Origin of the sequence: Corticimicrobacter populi (genome assembly GCF_003123725.1) — a bacterium.
Taxonomy (GTDB): Bacteria; Pseudomonadota; Gammaproteobacteria; order Burkholderiales; family Burkholderiaceae_B; genus Corticimicrobacter; species Corticimicrobacter populi.
On record NZ_QETA01000002.1, the window covers coordinates 61730 to 79173 of the forward strand.

Here is a 17444-nt window from a genome sequence, read left to right on the forward strand (position 1 = left end):
TGGGTTCAGGAGGGCAGCTTACTTGCCAAGCAGCGCAGCCGGGCGGCTGCTGCGTGCCGTGCCCTGGGCCGGTCGCCGATCATCCTGCCGGCGCTGGCCATCGCTGGGGCGACGATCGTTGCCGGCGTTCTGGCGAGGCCGGTTGCCGGAGGCTTCATTGCGGGCTTCACCGGCGGGCCGGTCCGTGCGCGGGGCACGCGGTTGGCGATCACGGTTGCCGCCTTCCCGGCGCTGACCCTGGCCCTGGCGTTGGCCACTGCGGGCACCTCGACCGGGTTCGCGGCGCTCGGCCTCTTCCGATTCCTTGGCGGCTGCTTCGGACGGCGTCCAGCCTTCGACCGGTGCACGTTCGATGGTGCGGTTGATCAGACGCTCGATGGCCTTGAGCAGCTTCAGCTCGTCGGGCGCAACCAGCGAGATGGCAGCACCCGAGGCACCGGCACGGCCGGTACGGCCAATGCGGTGCACGTAGTCTTCGGGCACGTTGGGCAGCTCGAAGTTGACGACCTGTGGCAATTGGTCGATATCGAGACCGCGTGCGGCGATATCGGTCGCGACCAGAACGGCCACGTCGCCGCTCTTGAAGCCGGCCAGTGCGCGGGTGCGTGCTGCCTGGCTCTTGTTGCCATGAATGGCAGCGGCCGAAAGACCGTCCTTGACCAGTTTTTCGGCCAGGCGATTGGCACCGTGCTTGGTGCGGGTGAACACCAACACCTGATGCCAGCCGTGGTTGCGAATGATGTGGCTGATCAGGTCACGTTTCTGGTTCTGGGCGACCAGATGCACCGACTGTTCGACCAGTTCGGAGGCGGTGTTGCGACGGGCGACCGAGACTTCGCCCGGATTGTGCAGCACGCCCTTGGCCAGCTCGCGGATTTCGTCCGAGAACGTGGCCGAGAACAGCAGGTTCTGGCGCTGCTTGGGCAGCAGTGCGAGTACCTTGCGGATGTCACGGATGAATCCCATGTCGAGCATGCGGTCGGCTTCGTCGAGCACCAGGATCTCGACCCCGGACAGATCGACTGTTTTCTGGCCGGCGTGGTCGAGCAGGCGGCCCGGCGTTGCGACCAGGATATCGAGCGGCTTGCGCAGCGCGGTGATCTGCGGATTGATGTTGACGCCGCCGAACATCACCATCGAGCTCAGCTTGGTGTACTTGCCGTAGGTTTGTACCGACTCGGCGACCTGTGCGGTCAACTCCCGCGTAGGCGTCAGGATCAGGCAGCGAGGCCGGCCGGCCTTGCGCTGCGCGGGGGCACTCTGCGACAGCAGATGCAGGATGGGTAGGGTGAAGCCTGCCGTCTTGCCGGTGCCGGTCTGGGCGGCTGCCAGCAGGTCGCCACCTTGCAGCACCTGCGGAATGGCCTGGGCCTGGATCGGCGTGGGCTGGGTGTAGCCGGCTTCGGCAATGGCGCGCAGCAACGGCTCGGCCAGACCGAGGTCGGAGAAAGAAATCGAGGTAGACAAAAAAGAAGCTCCGGCATTCCGCCTGCAGTCCGTGCTTCGGACCGCTCCAATCCGGGGGAACGCGATAAGGAGAAAACGGGTCGGCATGTTGCCGAAACGATCGGGGCACCTTGAGGTGCCCGCTGCCACATGCCGATTGGATAGGGCATGCGATGTGGCGATTGTACATGCAGGGTCTGCACGCAAATGTGTCTTTTTGTCGCCGGGCCGTCCCAAGACAAAAGACGCCCCCTTTGGGGGCAGCGCCGGCGCGCAGCGACAAGCGTGGGGGTATTCTTTGTCGCCAGGCAGGCGACTTCGGCCTTTTATGACCAGAGGCGGGAACGGTGATCGCCTCAGCAGGATGGGATCAGCCTGCTTCTGGTGGATTGAGGTCCAGGGTCTGTGCCAGGGCGGTGATCGAGGCCTGGCGTTCGGTATCCGCCGCGTAGTCCGGGCTCAGACTGGACCATTCAGGATGGGCTCGCGCAGTTTCCAGGGCAACAGGCAACGGCTCTTGCTGCCATGTGGTGCGTGCTGCCTGTGTCATGGCGATGGGGACGGTTGCGGCGTGGCCGCGCTTTTCCAGTGCCTGTGCCAGAGATTGCTGGCGTAGCGCCAGCAGCCGCAGAATGGCATCGTCCACGGTCAGTTCGCGGCTGCCGCGCAGGCGGCCTGCCAGCCGTTTTCCCCAGGTTTCCGCGCCTTGCCACAGGCCTCCGGCTGCTGCGCCCAGCATGGCAGCAGCGCCCAGGCTCAGTCCGGCGGTAAAGACATCGACAGCGGCACCGGCCATGGCGCCCGCCGCCATGCCTTTGCCGACACGGATGCCCATATGGCGCAACGCCTGGGGATGAAATAGATCCATGTCCCAACGTCCCTCGATCAGCGGCAGCGGATGGGCTGCGTAGTCGGCGGGGCTGAAGCGATAGAGGGCCAGCAGTTCGCTGACGCAGTGCTGTTCACGTTGGCGCACCGTATCCTGCAACTGCTGGCCGGCGTGGCGTACGCTGGCTTCGTCCGGCGCGCAGCTCAGGCGCAATGCTGCGGTATCGAGCAGCAGCTCGGCAATCAGACTGGCGGCTGTATCGTGACGGCGATGGCGTTGTGCCGCCAGGGTGTCCAGCCATCTCTGCAGCAGGTGACTGTGCGTATCGAGGAGGGTAGCCAGCTTGCCGTACAACTGGACTTCGCCATCCAGTTCCGGTGCCACGGTATCGAACTCAACCGTGACATGCAGTCCCAGCCGGGCCAGTGCCGTGCGCCAGGCCTGGCTGCGCTGACCCGGATCGTGCATGAAGTTGAGCACTGGCAGCAAGGGGCGGCCGGTGCCCTGCAGGATGGCCAGTTCGTCGCGATGCTTGCCGAGTACGGGGTCGCGGGCATCGATCACGTAGAGCGCTGCATCGCTGTCGAGCAACTGTCGAATGACACGGGCTTCCTGTTCGAAGCGCGTGTGTGCGCCTGGGGAGGCCAGGAATTGCGTCAGCCGTGACGGGCCGTCAAGGCGCGCCTGAGGCGGGCAGAGCTGGTCCAGATAGTCGAGCAGGCTGATGCCGTCTTCCAGGCCTGGGGTGTCGGCCAGCACGATGCGGCCTGCCGTGCCGGCCTCGAGCGTGACCTGCTGCACATGCCGGGTGGTGCCGGGCATGTCGGCCACTTCGCCGATGGATGGATCGCGGGTCAGGGTTCGCAGCAGCGATGTTTTGCCGGTATTGGTGTGCCCGACGATGGCCAGCGTCAATTTGGAAAATGCGGCTGTCATCGGTGCAAGTCCATCTCTGTTGCGCCCAGCCAGTCCAGTACTTTGCGCAGGGTGTCGGCATCGGCTGGTCCGGGGGCCACCAGAAGAGACTGCAGGCCGGCGTCGGCCAGGCGGTCATGCCAGGCAGCCAGTCGTGGCAATGCGGTATGTCGAATGTCCATGGTTTCTGGCAAGGCGCTGCTGTGCTGCGGCGCGCAGAACAGCAGCCGGGTCTGGCCTGCCTGCCTGGACAGTTCCGCGATCAGATGCATCAGCCCCCGATCAGGCGTCTGGCGAGGATCGCAGCACAGCAGCAGGCGGGCCGCTGGCTGGCGCGACAGCGCATCGAGCAGGGCATGGCGCTGGGTGCGGCTGTCGGCAATGCCGGCATCGATCACATTGCCGGGCATCGGCGCGGGAGGCCATGGCAGGTCATCCGGCAACTCCAGCCCGGCGATGATGCGGCTGTCCGGTGCCAGCGTCAGCCGTGGAGAGGCGTCAGCGCGGACATCTGCCAGTATCCTGACCGGATCCTGCTCTGGAGCAGGGGCATCAATCACGTGGGACGGCGCGCGATACTGCAGGCGTGTCTCCAGGCTGGCCCATCCAGGCAACTGCCAGTCAGGGCTGAGGCGTGACAGACCGTGTTGCAGGCGCAGCAGGCAGAACAGCAGGGCCGGGATGCGTGGCAGCAAGCCATAGACCAGCACGGCACCCAGCAACCAGCGTGACCATTGGGCATGCGCGTCAGCCGGCAGGGCGGCGGCATCATGGCTGGCACGGATCACTGCCGCATCCGGTGCCGGCAGGCCCAGTAGGCCCGTCGCCTTGCCCAGAACCTGCAGCAGACTGACAAAAGCGTCGGGTGTCAGCAGGGTGGTTTCCCAGGCGAAACCATAACGACGCAATGACAGCATGACCAGCAAGGCGCAGCAGGTCGTGACCAGCATCAGCAGCCACCATGCATGACTGAGGGTGCCGAGCAGCCAGCGCAGCAGGCCATGCCGAGACAGGAGCGATACGAGTGCGTTGAGCGTCAGCAGTCGAGCGGGCGCGCGGGCCAGTTTGCGTGCGCACCATAGCCAGATGCGGCCAGGCAGGATGGCATTGTTGCGATGGCTCGCTGCCAGGCTGGCCAGCCAGAGCAGCAGGGTCAGCGAGGGCAGGGCCAGCAGGCTGCCCAAGGCCCACAGGAGATTGACGCTGCGTGTGCCGGCACCCAGCGCTGTTGCCGCCGCGCCGATGCCGGCAAGAATGGCGGTCGTTGCCAGCAGCAATACGAAAAATCGGGCGTTGTTGCGCCATCCTGCAATGGCGGCAGCCAGCCCGTCCCTCTCGGCCAGATGGCGGGCCCGGGCCAGCAGCCGGTCGGTGGGCACTTTGTGGCGGATACTGGCGATACGCACCGCTTCGGTGTCATCCAGCGGGCCGCTGCGCAGTTCGCGCAGGCGCACCGCCTCGGCCTGCCACCAACTGTTGAGCGAGTGATCGGCACCGGCGGACGTGACAGATGGGGGATGGGGGATCATCCCTGCATTTTCCTATAATGTGGGCCCGAGTGGAAATTTCAAAGCCAGCCCATGACCGTCCGCCCCGCAGTTCCCGATCATGCCGTTGCTGCAGAGCTGGTGGCCGTACTGGTGGCCGTGCATGACGGCAGCCCCTGTGTGCTGACGCGCAGCGAGGCCAGGCAACTGCCTTCGGGCCCTTTCGAGTCCGGCCATCGTTCGCTACAGGCCGGTTTGCGCCGCTGGGTCGAGGCGCAGACCCAGCATCCGCTGGGGTATGTCGAGCAACTGTATACCTTTGCCGATGGTGACCGGACCGATGCCAGCGATCAGAGGATGATTTCGATCAGCTATCTGGGGCTGACCCAGGTGCGCGATGCCCGTATGGCTGCCGATGTGAGCTGGCAGGACTGCTACCGCTATTTTCCCTGGGAAGACTGGCGCGACGGCATGCCGGCCATCCTGCAGGATGCGATCCTGCCGGCCCTGCAGCGCTGGGCAGGCGCGGCACCGGATGCCTCGGCGCGGCGCAGGCGGCGCCTGCGGCTGAACTTCACGTTCGGCCAGGAGGCCGATACCTGGCATGAGGAAATGGTCTTGCAGCGCTACGAGCTGATGTTCGAAGCGGGGCTGGTGGCCGAAGCCCATCGTGACGGCCGGCAAGGCGGAGGTGAGGCCGTGTTGCCCATGTTCGTCTCCGGGCAGGAAATGGCGGACGACCATCGCCGCATTCTGGCCACGGCACTGGCACGGCTGCGTGCCAAGATCCGCTATCGCCCCGTGGTGTTCGAACTGATGCCGCCGGTCTTTACGCTGCTGCAGTTGCAGCAGGCGTTCGAGACGGTTGCCGGTCGCAAACTGCACAAGCAGAATTTTCGGCGTTTCATCGAGCAGCAGGAACTGGTCGAAGAAACCGGCCGGATGTCACAGGGCACGGCGGGGCGGCCAGCCAAACTCTTCCAGTTCCGGGGCGACGTGGTGCGCGAGCGAGCCATTGCGGGCAGCAAGCTGCCGCTGTTGAAATAGCTTCCGTATTGCCTGCCAGCATCGTAGTAGCGCTATGTCGGCATACTACAAAACCGCCAGGCCGTGTTCGGCAGTCAATAATGGGGTGGTATATCGTCCGTCAGGCTGCGGGCCTGCGGCTGGCGGCTTTCCTGCGACTGCTTGCGCAGTTCGGCCAGTTCGCGTCCGAGCAGGTCGATCTGGCGCTGCTGCCGGAAAATAGTATGGTTGAGCTGGTCGAGCAGGTCATCGGCCAGCCCCGCCTTGATTTCCAGCTCCATCAGGCGTTTTTCCAGATCGGGTGGCAAGGTATTCATGGCGACAATCAATTGCGGAAACGGAGGTGCATTATGCATGACTATGCCATTGAGCTGGGCAGAATATACGACGCGCCTTCGCCGCTGGCCGGCGGCATGCGCATACTGGCAGACCGTCTCTGGCCGCGTGGCATGGCCAAGGCAACCCTGCCGGCAGATGAGTGGTATCGCGACGCGGCACCTGAGCCTGCGTTGCGCAGCGCCTATCATCACGGGGAAATCGACTATGACGCCTTCGCGGCGGCCTATCGTCAGCAGCTCGATGGCAGCCCGGACACCCTCGTGCCGCTGATGCGGCATGTGCGTCAGGGGCCGGTGCTGCTGTTGACGGCCAGCCGGGATCCCGGACGTTCCCACCTGCCTGTCCTGTGCCAGGCTGTGCTGGATGCGCTGGCTGCAGAAGACCGGGCCTGCGAGGACGGCACGCGCAGCTCGCCCGTGTGCTATTCAGGACAGACCCAATAGCGTGCAGGCGTGCGCCTGGATGGTGCGCAGCAACGTGGCCTGCAGCCGGCATGCGCCATGAGCGTGCGAAAAACGGGCCGGGCATGCTGGTTGGTGGCCTGATCACGCTGGCATCGATCTTGCTTGTGATCGGTGGTGCCATCCACATCGGGTGGATGGCACCAGGCTGATACACCCAGGTCCGACCCTTGCTCAGGAACGCGCATCATGAAAACAACATTCCGTAGTGTCCCGCTCGTATGTGCCATGTTTGCCGGAGCGGCCTTCGCGCCTGCGGCGATGGCCCAGGACGCATTGTCCGAATTCTCGATCAGCGGCAATGCGACCATCGTCAATGACTACCGCTTCCGGGGCTACACGCAGACCAATTTCAAGCCGGCGATCCAGCTCGGTTTCGATGTCGAGCATTCGTCCGGCTTCTACCTGGGCAACTGGAATTCGAACGTCAGCGATGACCTGTTCCCGGACGGCAATCTCGAGATGGACTTCTATGGTGGCTGGAAAGGGGCGCTGGGTGACAGCGGGGTCGGGATCGACGTCGGGGTCCTGTATTACTACTACCCCGGTTCGGACGCGAACAAGATCAATCCGGAAAAAAGCGGTCCGATCAACAATACCGACCTGTATCTCGGCCTTGATTACGACACGGGCCGCTATGGCAGCTACGGGTTGAAGTACTCATATACGCCCAGCGACTTCTTCAAGGCCGAGGATACCAAGGGTACCTGGTACCTGGCAGCAGAAGCCGCCTATGACCTGGGCGACGGCTGGGGTCTGAACGCGCATCTGGGTTACCAGAAGCTCAAGAATACCGTCAACCGAGAGGGGGACAGCCTGGGGCATTATGTGGATTACCAGCTTGGCGTGACCAAGGACATCCAGGGCTGGACGCTGGGACTGGCAGCGGTAGGGGCCACCAAGGATAACTGGTACGCCACCAACAAGGGCAAGGATGGTGGTCGCTTGGGCGTACTGTTCTCGGTGTCCAAGGCCTTTTGAGTCAGCTTGCTTGCCGTGATGGCAGGCGCGAGATCGCGTCAATGCGGATGCTGTGTTCTTCGGCACCCGATCGGGGGGCAACCGTCTCTGGCTCGTTCTCGTCGTCCTGCGTCGCGTGCAATACGGGCGGCTCCGGATCGACAGGGTCGAATGCCGTGTCGCCCTGTGCATCGGGAATCCCGGTGGGCCGCAAACCCTCGAAATCGAACAGGTTGCGGTCCATCAGGTGCGACGGCACGACGGATGACAGTGCCGAGAAAGTGTTCCAGACGCGGCCGGGATGCTGCTTTTCCCACTGCTGCAGCATCCGCTTGACCTCCTGGCGCTTGAGGTTTTCCTGGGACCCGCAGAGATTACAGGGGATGATCGGAAATGCCTTCCAGTCGGCGTAGGCGATCAAGTCCTTTTCCACGACATAGGCCAGTGGCCGGATGACGGTGTGGCGACCGTCGTCGGAGACCAGTTTGGGCGGCATGGCTTTCATCTTGCCGCCATAAAACAGGTTCAGGAAAAACGTGCCGAGGATGTCGTCGCGGTGGTGGCCCAGCGCGATCTTGGTGGCTCCCAGTTCGCTGGCGACACGGTACAGAATGCCGCGCCGCAGCCGCGAACAGAGCGAGCACATCGTCTTGCCCTCGGGGATGAGGCGTGTGACGATGGAGTAGGTATCCTGCGTCTCGATATGGTAGGGCACGCCGATCGATTCGAGATAGGCCGGCAGGATATGGTCGGGAAAGCCGGGCTGCTTCTGGTCCAGGTTGACGGCGACGATATCGAAATGGATGGGGGCGCGCTCGCGCAGGGTCAGCAGGATGTCGAGCAGGCTGTAGGAGTCCTTGCCGCCCGACAGGCAGACCATGACCTTGTCACCTTCCTCGATCATGTTGAAGTCGGCGATGGCGCGTCCGGTTTCGCGCATCAGACGCTTGGACAGCTTGTTGCGTTCCTGGCGCTGCTTGAGTTCGGCCTGGCTCATGGCAATCTGCTCAGTCCTGCTTGATATGGAAGACTTCGACACCCACGGCATCGCAGTCGGGATAGACGTCGGGCTTCTCGGTCGAGACACGCACGGCGCGGACCTGTGCGTGGCTCAGCAGGGCGTGGGCAACATCGTCGCACAGCGTTTCCTGCAGGTGAATGTGGCCTTGCTCGACGCGCGCGGCAATGGTGGCCCGCATGAAGTCGTAGTCCAGCACTTCATGCAACTGATCCTGACGCGGTGTGCTCAGTGCCAGCGGCACGAACAGTTCGACGTTGATCAGCACGCGCTGTTCGCCCCGTTTTTCGAAATCGTGGACGCCGATGTTGATGTGCACTTCATAGTTGCGCAGGAACAGGCGACGGCAGTCGGTCAGTTTGGGGTGAATCAGGGCACTGGGCATGATGGCATGGGTGTGGACAGGGAGCAAGGTCAGGATTCTAGCGCATGCCGTCCGGGTGCGCCTTGGCGGCCCGTTGCCGCCGAACTGCCATTGCAGCGAGATATGGGGCGGATTGCGTCAGTTTTGGAACATCACGTCCCTGGCCGATGGCTGGAGGTGCTGTCCCCCGTCCACGCAGAGCGTCACGCCGGTAATGGCGGTGGCAGTGGCCAGGAAATGGACGGCAGCGGCGATATCGGCAGGCTCGGCCCCTCGACCCAGCGGCATGGCGGTGTGCTGGTGCTCGAAATTCTCGGGTGTCTGGGTGTCCGAGATCAGTGTCAGGCCGGGGGCTACGGCATTGACGCGCAGGCGTGGTGCCAGGGCCTGCGCCAGCAGCCGCGTGGCCTCATGCAGGGCAGCCTTCGACAGGGTGTACGACAGATAGTCCGGATTGGGGTTGTAGAGTTTCTGATCCAGCAGGTTGATGATGGCTGCGCGGGCCGACTCGGGCATGCTGGCGTGCAGGGTGCGGGCCAGTGCGATTGGCGCGGCAGCATTGGAGGCCATGTGCCGCGCCAGGTGGTCGTAGCGGAAATCGGCGGCGTTGTCGTATTCGAAGACCGAGGCATTGTTGACGATGCAGTCCAACTGGCCAAAGTGCGACAGGCAGGCAGCAACCAGTTGTCGAGTCTGGCGTTCGTCGCCCAGATCAGCCTGCAGCGGATAGGCGGGCTGCCCGAGTGCGGTGCAGGCGCTGGCGGTTTCGCGTGCGGCATCTGCCGAGCGGCCATAGTGCACGGCTACGCGCCAGCCCTGGCGGGCAAAGTACAGGGCGATTTCGCGACCGATGCGTTGCGCGGCCCCTGTGACCAGGACGACTGGGGCAGGGCGGTTCGAGGCGGCGGAGGCTGAAGAAGAGGGCGTAGTGTCTGTCATGGCTGGCGGTTGGGTAAACGGACAGGCGAAGCGCCTGACGTCTATTGTAAAGGTGGCAGGGCATGTTGCCGCATCGGCATCCGGCATGCCTTTCATGGGGGAAAAGCAACAGTGGTGTGATTCAGATGAGAATGGGTATTAAAATTGAAGGTTCGATCCAACGCCGATGTATCTTTCTGCTGTCTTTTGCATCATGCCCCATTCCCCTGCCAAGCCCAAGAAAGGTTGGCTCGCCCATTACAGCGAGCTGATCGGCGCGTGGCGGCGTGGCGGGCTGGGTCGTGAAGATGGTGAGGATGCCATGCACGATACCGTGCTGGGCATGCTTGAAAACGGCGTGGGAGCCATCGAGGATCCTCGCGCCTATATGGCACGCGGCACCTCCAACCGACTGATCAGCCGACATCGTCATGTACGTGCGCTGGAAATGATGCCGCTGGACAATCTCGCGGAAACGGAGCATCCCGTGATGGCCGGAGCCGATACCGGCATCGAATTTCAGCAACTGGCCGATGCGCTCTCCGATGCCCTGGAGGAGCTGCCGCTCAAGTGCCGGCAGGTCTACATTCGTCATCGACTGGAGGGCTGGAGCCATACCGAGATTGCGCAGGATATGGGGCTGTCGCGCAGCATGGTCGAAAAGCACATGAGCCGCGCCCTGCGCCACATCAACGAGCGGTTGCAGAATCATGTCCCATTTTGAATCCAGCACCGGCAATCGTCCGGCACACGACGATAGTCTGGAGCACCCCTGTGATGCCGCGCAGTGGTTTGCACGCATGCAGTCCGGGGAGGTGTCTGACGATGATCGCCGCGCCTTCGAGGCCTGGCGCATGGCTGACCCAGAGCATGAGCAGCAGTATCGTCGGCTGGCGTATATTTGGCAGGCGACCCTGGCGGTGCCTGAGTCGCGGCTGCAGGCCCTGATGCACGAGCAGGATGTGCCGCCCGTTCGCCCCTGGTTGGCGCGCCGTCGCCTCGGGCTGGGGCTGGCCGGGGCCTGTACGCTGGCTGTCGCTGGCGTGGCCGGGGTTTCCCGCGGCTGGTTCGCGGCCGAGCCTGAATCCCTGACGCTGATGACCCGCAGGGGAGAGCGCCATCAGGCTACCTTGCCCGACGGTTCCATATTGCATATGAATTTCGGCACCCGTGTCGTAGTGCGCTTCGAGAAAGGCCTGCGGCTGGTGGAGCTGCGTCAGGGCGAGGCTTTTTTTGAAGTCAGCCACGATGCCGCCCGTCCGTTTGTGGTCAATGCGGGGATGGGGCGCGTGACGGTCACTGGCACACGCTTCAATGTCCGGCGTGATGCGGCCTCGACCCAGGTCAGTGTGGAGTCGGGCTCGGTACGCGTCGATAACGGTCGCTGGTGGGCGCGCAACGAACGTCGGCTGAGTGCGGGCCAGCAGGTCGTGGCCTATGCCGACCAGACGCTGGGCGAGGTGGGCCAGGCGGATGTGACCAACCTGGTGGCCTGGCAGAGAGGCCGGATGGTGTTCAACGATGTGGCACTGGCCGAGGTCATTGACGAGATGAACCGCTATCTGGCACAGCCGGCCCGACTGGCGACGGCGGCGCTGGGGCAGTTGCGCGTGTCGGGGGTGTTTGGTGTCGATGATCCGGAAGCCATGATCGATGCCTTGCCTGCCATTGCTCCGGTACAGGTGATCCGCCTGCTCGATGGTCGAATCCGGATTGCCGCCAGATAAAAATAGCTATGTAACGTGTAAGTTACAAAATAATAGTGGTTTGCATTACGGTTCCAGCACGGGTTGTGCGTCTGAATAGATGAAGGGGCTCAGGTTCGCGTCAGGCGCGGCCACCCCGGCGACACCTTGAAAAAAGGTTCGGTGCGCACTCCGTGCGCAGGGTTTTTCTATTCGGAAGACACAGGATCGTGAACACTGCAAATACTCGCGCAGCCGCATCGGCGCGCCCTCGTACCCTACTGGTCGGCATGACTGCCCTGGCGCTTGCGCTGACGGCTGCATTCGGCGTGGCACCCACCGCCCGCGCCCAGGACAACACCGTCAGCATCAGTATCGCTGCGCAACCGCTGGGCGATGCGCTGCTCAAGCTGGGCGAACAGACACCGCTGCAGATTTTCTTTGCGCCGGACCTGGTCGCCGGTCATACCGCTCGCCCGGTGTCGGGGGCGCTGACGCCCGAGGCCGCCCTGCAGCAATTGCTGCAGGGTACTGGTATCCAGTACGCCCGCAATGGCAATAATGTGACGTTGTCGTCGTCGGCACAGGCAGCGGCCGAGGCAACCCGGCTTGGTACCGTGACGGTCAGCGGGGGCATCCTGGGTGATCTGTCTCCGGCCTATGCGGGGGGGCAAGTCGCTACAGGCGGCAGCATGGGTATCCTGGGGGCAGAAAATGTGATGGACACGCCGTTCAGCACGGTCAACTATACGTCTGACCTGTTGTTCGAGCAGCAGGCCCGTACGCTGGCGGATGTGATCGTCAATGATCCGTCTGTTCGCTCCACGACCTCGACTGGAGGCTTTGGCGAGGATTTCGTGATCCGGGGCTTTCCCGTCAGCAGCAACTATGGTTTGAGTGATGTGAGTGTGAACGGGCTGTATGGTCTGGTTGCGCCCAGTCGCCTACCGGTACAGATCATGGAGCGTGTCGAACTGCTCAAGGGGCCGGGTACCCTGATGCGCGGCATGTCACCCAATGGCAATGTGGGGGGCTCGGTCAACATCGTGACCAAGCGTGCCGATGACGAACCGCTCAACCGCGTGACGCTGGGCTACATGAGCGAAGCCAACCTGACTGCCCAACTGGATATGGGGCGTCGTTTTGGGGAGGACAATGCATGGGGCCTGCGTTTCAACGGGATGAAGCGTGGCGGTGAAGCCACGACCAAAGATGGCGATCAGGGCCTGGAAATGATGGCTTTGGGCGTTGATTACCGTGGCGATCGTGTGCGTTGGTCAATGGACTTGATCCATCAGGAAGATGTGCTCAAGAATGTCCGCTCACAGATCGGCCTGGCGGCGGGTGTGGTCGATTTGCCCAGTCCGCCCGATGGCGATATCAACTTTTACCCCGGTACTCGTCTGTCGCAGCGCGACAGCACCATCATGTCGCGCCTGGAGTATGACTTTACCGACAGCGTAACCGGCCACATCGGCATGGGCTATCGCGAAGGCAAGAATCGCCAATTGTTCCCGGGCGGTACCGGTATGGACGCCCAGGGTAACTTCACGGCGAATAACCGGTTCTACGATACGGATTCGGAAACGTTCAGCGGCGACGCCGGTATTGTTGCGTTGTTTGATACCGGCGCGATTGGTCACCGACTGGCGCTGGGAGCTACTTATTTTGCACAGGAGCAGGGTATCTCCTACTCGAATGCCCCGGCAGGCATTCCGGCGGTTCCGTCCAATATCTATGATCCTGCGCCGTTGCCTTCCGCACCATTTGTGCGGGTTGATCCTGAACGAGCCTCCAAGACGCATCTGATCAGCTTCGCAATCACCGATACCCTGTCCTTTGCGCAGGATAGCGTGTTGCTGACACTGGGCGCGCGCAGGCAAACCGTGGATACGGACAGCTATTCATATCCGATGGTCGATGCTGCCGGTGTCGTCGGTGCATATGGCAATAAAACCGGCAGCTACCGGGCCAGCGCTATTTCGCCGGTTGTGGGCCTTGTGATCAAGCCCGTCGAAAACGTGTCACTCTACGCCAACTATACCGAAGGTTTGAGCAAAGGCATGACTGTTGGGCTACAGCGAAACGGGAATCCATATGCCAATACGGGCGCAGTGCTCAAGCCCTACAAGTCCAAGCAATATGAAGCGGGCATCAAGGTCGACTGGGGCACCATTACAACCACCGCTGCGCTCTGGCAGATTGAGCGGCCCTTTGCTGTCGTCGACGCCAGCAATGTCTATGACTATTCGGGCAAGCAGCGGAACCGTGGGCTGGAACTGAATGCCTATGGGGAAATCCAGCGTGGCTTGCGTCTGATGGCGGGTGCGTCATTTATCGATAGCAAGCTGAGGAATACCCAGGGTGGTACCACGGATGGCAATCGTTCGTATGGTGTGCCTGCCAGTGCCTATAACCTGGGCCTGGATTGGGATACGCCCTGGGTGAACGGCTTGAGCCTGGATGGCCGGATGATCCGTACTTCGTCGATGTATTTCGACAATGCGAACCAGATCAGCCTGCCGGGGACGACCATCTTCAATGTCGGCGCACGCTATCGCACCGAAATCGCCGGCAAGGATGTGGTGTTTCGGGCAACGATCGATAACCTGACCGACAAGCGCTACTGGCTGGTGGCAAGCAATGCCTATGCAACCAACGCTGCTGGCCGTACCTTCATGCTGTCCGCTTCGGTCGATTTCTGATCCCGGTATTTGCATGAACCGCGTGGGTGAGGCCGCAGTGCGGCATCTGGGCCGCATTGCGCCACTGGCTTCCCGTATCGTGGCGGCCGTGTTGGGTGGCTATGCCCTGGCGGCGCTGGGGAGCATCGCACCCCTGGCCTTGCCGATCAGTCAGCCGCAGGCTGTGCTGGCCGGCATGATGCTCAGTTTCCTGATCTATGCCGGTGCCGTGATCTGGGTGTTCGCCACCCGCAGCGCGTGGCGTGCCTGGGGCGGCCTGTTGCTGGCTGCCGTGCCGCTGGGGCTGGCCGCTGGCCTGGTCTTGCTTGCGGGAGGCCAGGCGTGACGCATGCAAAGCCCGTGTCTGGCGCGGGCACTGTGGGGGGCAGCCGTCTCCGGCAGGCCAGCTTGCGCCAGCGCATGTCCGGCCTGCATATCTGGGTGGGGCTGCTGTGTGGTTGGCTGTTGTACGCCATGTTCCTGACCGGAACGGTCGCCTATTTCAGAGAAGAACAGTCGCAGTGGATGCGGCCTGAGTTGCCTGCGTCGGCAGGCATGCCTGATCAGGCAGCCATCGCCCAGCGGGTGGCGGATGCCTTTGGCGATACGCCGCAGTGGACTGCGCGCCTGCCGGATGGTCGCGCCAATACGGTCTATGCCTTCTGGCGTGAGCGTGATGGCGGGCCGCGCCGTTTTGCCGAGGGGTGGCTCGATCCGGCAACCGGTCGCGCCGTCGAATCGCGTGACACCCTGGGTGGCGAGTTTTTCTACCGCTTCCATTTTCAGTTTCACCACCTGTCTTCATTCTGGGGGCGGCTGTTGGCTGGGCTGGCGGCGATGTTCATGCTGGTGGCAATCATCAGCGGCATCATTACCCACAAAAAAATCTTCGTCGATTTCTTTACCTTTCGCTGGGGCAAGGGGCAACGCTCCTGGCTGGATGCGCACAATGCGCTGTCAGTATTCGGCCTGCCGTTTCACCTGATGATTACCTATACCGGCCTGATTACGCTGATGGCCATGTATATGCCGTGGGGGCAGCAGGCCGGTATACGGACGCCAGCCGAACGGCAGGCGCTGAGTGCCCAGCTTGCGGCGGTGATTCCGCCCGTCCGTGCCAGTGGCGAGGCCGTGCCGCTGGCATCCGTGGCGGACATGGTCCGGCAGGCGCAGGCCCACTGGGGCGGTGCGGTGGCCGGCTATGTCAGTGTGTCGCACGCGGGCGATGCCGCCGCGCGTGTGTCGGTTTCACGTGGCGAGGCTGGACGGCTGTCGATGAGTCCGCAGTACGTGCTGTTCGAAGGCGCTACCGGGAAACAACTGGCGGCGCACGATAGCGTGGGGGCTGCGGCAGAAACGCGGGGTGTGCTCTATGGGCTGCATCTTGGCCGGTTCAGCGACAGCGTGACCCGTTGGCTTTATTTCATCGTCAGCCTGGCTGGTACGGCCATGGTAGGTACCGGGCTGGTGCTGTGGACCGTCAAGCGACGCCAGAAACTGATGGCGCAGGCCATGCCTTCGCTGGGGCTGCGCATGGTCGAGCGGATCAATGTCGCGGCGATTGCCGGGCTGTCGCTGGCCATGACGGCCATGCTCTGGGCCAACAGGCTGTTGCCGGCCGATGGACCGGGACGGGCCGGTATGGAAGTGCAGGTGTTTTTTGGGGTGTGGGGTGTCTTGCTGCTGCATGCCTTGTTGAGGCCTGTGAGGCAGGCCTGGCGCGAGCAGTTGTGGCTAGCGGCGGCTGCGCTGGCGCTGTTGCCGATACTCAATGCACTGACGACGGCCCGGCCACTATGGAAAAGTCTGGCGCAAGGCGACTGGGTTTTTGCCGGTGCCGATATGTTGTTTCTGGCCCTGGCGTTGCTGCATGCGTTGCTGGCCTGGCGGGTGCGCAGGACGGTGTCATGAGCCTGCAGCAGCACACCTGGATCTTCGTCTGTTGCCTGCTGGGTTTTGCCGGGCTGGCGGTGGCCATGGAGCGTGCCCAGGAAGACGTATTGGGACGGCGGCTGGGCATACGACTGGCTCGCCTGTCGCGACTGGCGGGGTGGACCTGGCTGGGCCTGGCGCTGCTGTGGCTGGTGGCGTGGCAGGGATGGGGGCTTGGCCTGGTAGCTTACAGTGGCCACACCAGCCTGGCGGCTGGCGTGGTGTTCTGTGGTTTGATCGTGTTGAGCCGCAGGCGCAGCCGTCGCTCAGGGACGCGTGGCAAAACGCACGATGTCAGGCATTGAGACCACGGGCGTAGTCATGTGGTCTGCACCGGGGATTTCCCGGTAGCGCAGCGTGCCGGCATCCGGACCCTTTTGGGTCAGGGTGTCGCGTACGGCACGTGCGCCGTCTCGCATCACGGTCGAGTAGTCCGGGTAGCCAGGCCATTCGTCTTCTGCGACTTCAAGCAGAACACGCGCTTCGCTGGCCGGTGCCTGGGCCAGATCGGTGGCGATGCGCAGGTCGTCCCACCAGGTCGAAGGGCTGATGGCGGCGTAGCGCTGGAAGGCCGCAGGCTGGCTGGCCAGCGCGTGCAGTGTGAAATAGCCGCCCAATGAATGACCGGCCAGCGTGTGCAGATCGTTGCGCAACGGCCAGCGGGCGGCCAGCGCCGGGCGTAGCGTTTCGGTCAGGAATGCAAGGAATGCGTCGGCCCCACCTGGCTCGGCACCGCGCAGGCGCTCAATGTGCTCGGGATTGCGCGCAGGCGGCAGGAAATCCCAACTGCGACGCGGGCCGTCGAACAGGGCGTCGCCGGGATAGGCCACGCCGACGACCAGCACCGGTTGCGCCTGTTGTTTTGCGCCGTCCTGGACGAACTCGGGAAAGGTCTGGATCATACGCATGGCTTCTGCGGCCGTGGCAAAGTAGGCGTTGCCATCCAGGAGAGTCAGGGTGCCGTAGCCCTGGGTCGGCGCATCTCCAGGAGGGACTGCCACGAAGATGCGGTAGGGCTTGCCGTTGGCATCCTGCAGGGAGAATTCCTGGGTGTTCGGCAATGCGACGGGTGTGCTGGCGGAAGGTTGGGTAGGCGTGTCGGTATTGGCGGCCAATGCCGGACCGGCCTGCATGATCGAGAGTGCGGCACATCCCAGCATGATGCGGTACAGATTCCAGCTACGTAATTCAAAGAAAATTTTGATATTCATTTGAAGATAAATTTTTATTCATTTCAGTCTTGTCACTGTAGCGCCAAACGTCGTGGCTGTCTGCGTCCCGGTGCTGCTGCCTTGCTGGTGGGTGACCTGTCTTGACGAATTCTTGACACTTCTTTGATGGTTCTCTGACGGTTCTTTCTCTAGACTGCCGGGTGGCATT

Annotated in this window: 17 protein-coding genes; 9 read left to right on the plus strand and 8 right to left on the minus strand. The window is 63.0% G+C overall.

Translation table 11 applies throughout. The features are described from left to right. Positions 1-18: 18 nt before the first annotated feature. The 3 genes from DD235_RS05555 to DD235_RS05565 form a co-directional block, all read right to left on the minus strand. Positions 19-1467, minus strand: coding sequence for a DEAD/DEAH box helicase (locus DD235_RS05555; RefSeq protein ID WP_162300420.1), 1449 nt, complete (start codon positions 1465-1467; stop codon positions 19-21). A 349-nt stretch (positions 1468-1816) separates the two neighbouring features. Then, positions 1817-3211, minus strand: a complete 1395-nt coding sequence (locus DD235_RS05560) for a DUF3482 domain-containing protein (RefSeq protein WP_109061088.1) — start codon at positions 3209-3211, stop codon at positions 1817-1819. After that, a complete protein-coding gene (locus DD235_RS05565) occupies positions 3208-4719 on the minus strand; it encodes a DUF2868 domain-containing protein (RefSeq protein WP_109061089.1) in 1512 nt (503 codons plus the stop codon). The genes DD235_RS05560 and DD235_RS05565 overlap by 4 nt, the downstream gene beginning before the upstream one ends. Positions 4720-4770: 51 nt before the next feature. Between DD235_RS05565 and DD235_RS05570 the strand changes: the two genes are divergently transcribed. Continuing rightward, the gene (locus DD235_RS05570) at positions 4771-5724 is read left to right on the plus strand and encodes an NUDIX hydrolase (protein WP_109061090.1); all 954 of its coding nucleotides are present in this window, start codon (positions 4771-4773) and stop codon (positions 5722-5724) included. A 74-nt stretch (positions 5725-5798) separates the two neighbouring features. Here the strand turns inward: DD235_RS05570 and DD235_RS05575 are convergent, their stop codons facing one another. Further along, positions 5799-6059, minus strand: coding sequence for a SlyX family protein (locus DD235_RS05575; protein WP_420810445.1), 261 nt, complete (start codon positions 6057-6059; stop codon positions 5799-5801). On the opposite strand from DD235_RS05575, the gene DD235_RS05580 reads away from it, so the two are divergent. Beyond that, positions 6054-6485, plus strand: coding sequence for a DUF488 domain-containing protein (locus DD235_RS05580; RefSeq protein WP_109061091.1), 432 nt, complete (start codon positions 6054-6056; stop codon positions 6483-6485). The genes DD235_RS05575 and DD235_RS05580 overlap by 6 nt on opposite strands. A gap of 207 nt (positions 6486-6692) precedes the next feature. Then, positions 6693-7484, plus strand: a complete 792-nt coding sequence (locus DD235_RS05585) for a TorF family putative porin (RefSeq protein WP_109061092.1) — start codon at positions 6693-6695, stop codon at positions 7482-7484. 1 nt (position 7485) lies between these two features. On the opposite strand, the gene ttcA is transcribed toward DD235_RS05585, so the two are convergent. The 3 genes from ttcA to DD235_RS05600 all read right to left on the minus strand — a co-directional run bounded on the left by ttcA (position 7486) and on the right by DD235_RS05600 (position 9784). Then, complete coding sequence (gene ttcA / locus DD235_RS05590; protein ID WP_109061093.1) at positions 7486-8460, minus strand: tRNA 2-thiocytidine(32) synthetase TtcA; 975 nt, start codon at positions 8458-8460, stop codon at positions 7486-7488. Between the two features lie 10 nt (positions 8461-8470). Next, the gene (locus DD235_RS05595) at positions 8471-8866 is read right to left on the minus strand and encodes a dihydroneopterin aldolase (RefSeq protein ID WP_109061484.1); all 396 of its coding nucleotides are present in this window, start codon (positions 8864-8866) and stop codon (positions 8471-8473) included. A 117-nt stretch (positions 8867-8983) separates the two neighbouring features. Beyond that, entirely contained in the window at positions 8984-9784 is an 801-nt protein-coding gene (locus tag DD235_RS05600; RefSeq protein ID WP_109061094.1) for an SDR family oxidoreductase, read from the minus strand. 193 nt (positions 9785-9977) lie between these two features. On the opposite strand from DD235_RS05600, the gene DD235_RS05605 reads away from it, so the two are divergent. The 6 genes from DD235_RS05605 (at position 9978) to DD235_RS05630 (ending at position 16369) form a co-directional block, all read left to right on the plus strand. Further along, positions 9978-10487 (plus strand): sigma-70 family RNA polymerase sigma factor, encoded by a 510-nt coding sequence (locus DD235_RS05605; protein ID WP_109061485.1) that lies wholly within the window; start codon positions 9978-9980, stop codon positions 10485-10487. Then, entirely contained in the window at positions 10474-11490 is a 1017-nt protein-coding gene (locus DD235_RS05610) for a FecR family protein (protein WP_109061095.1), read from the plus strand. The genes DD235_RS05605 and DD235_RS05610 overlap by 14 nt, the downstream gene beginning before the upstream one ends. Before the next feature lie 188 nt (positions 11491-11678). After that, positions 11679-14153 carry a TonB-dependent siderophore receptor gene (locus DD235_RS05615; protein WP_239990050.1) on the plus strand — a complete coding sequence of 825 codons (2475 nt, stop codon included), beginning with the start codon at positions 11679-11681 and terminating at the stop codon, positions 14151-14153. A 13-nt stretch (positions 14154-14166) separates the two neighbouring features. After that, on the plus strand, positions 14167-14478 hold the full coding sequence (locus tag DD235_RS05620) for a DUF3649 domain-containing protein (RefSeq protein WP_109061097.1): 312 nt from the start codon (positions 14167-14169) through the stop codon (positions 14476-14478). 74 nt (positions 14479-14552) lie between these two features. Then, entirely contained in the window at positions 14553-16043 is a 1491-nt protein-coding gene (locus tag DD235_RS05625) for a PepSY-associated TM helix domain-containing protein (RefSeq protein ID WP_109061486.1), read from the plus strand. Further along, complete coding sequence (locus DD235_RS05630) at positions 16040-16369, plus strand: DUF3325 domain-containing protein (protein WP_109061098.1); 330 nt, start codon at positions 16040-16042, stop codon at positions 16367-16369. Before DD235_RS05625 ends, DD235_RS05630 begins: the two co-directional genes overlap by 4 nt. On the opposite strand, the gene DD235_RS05635 is transcribed toward DD235_RS05630, so the two are convergent. Next, positions 16331-17275, minus strand: a complete 945-nt coding sequence (locus tag DD235_RS05635; RefSeq protein WP_109061099.1) for an alpha/beta hydrolase — start codon at positions 17273-17275, stop codon at positions 16331-16333. The genes DD235_RS05630 and DD235_RS05635 overlap by 39 nt on opposite strands. Positions 17276-17444: the final 169 nt, after the last annotated feature.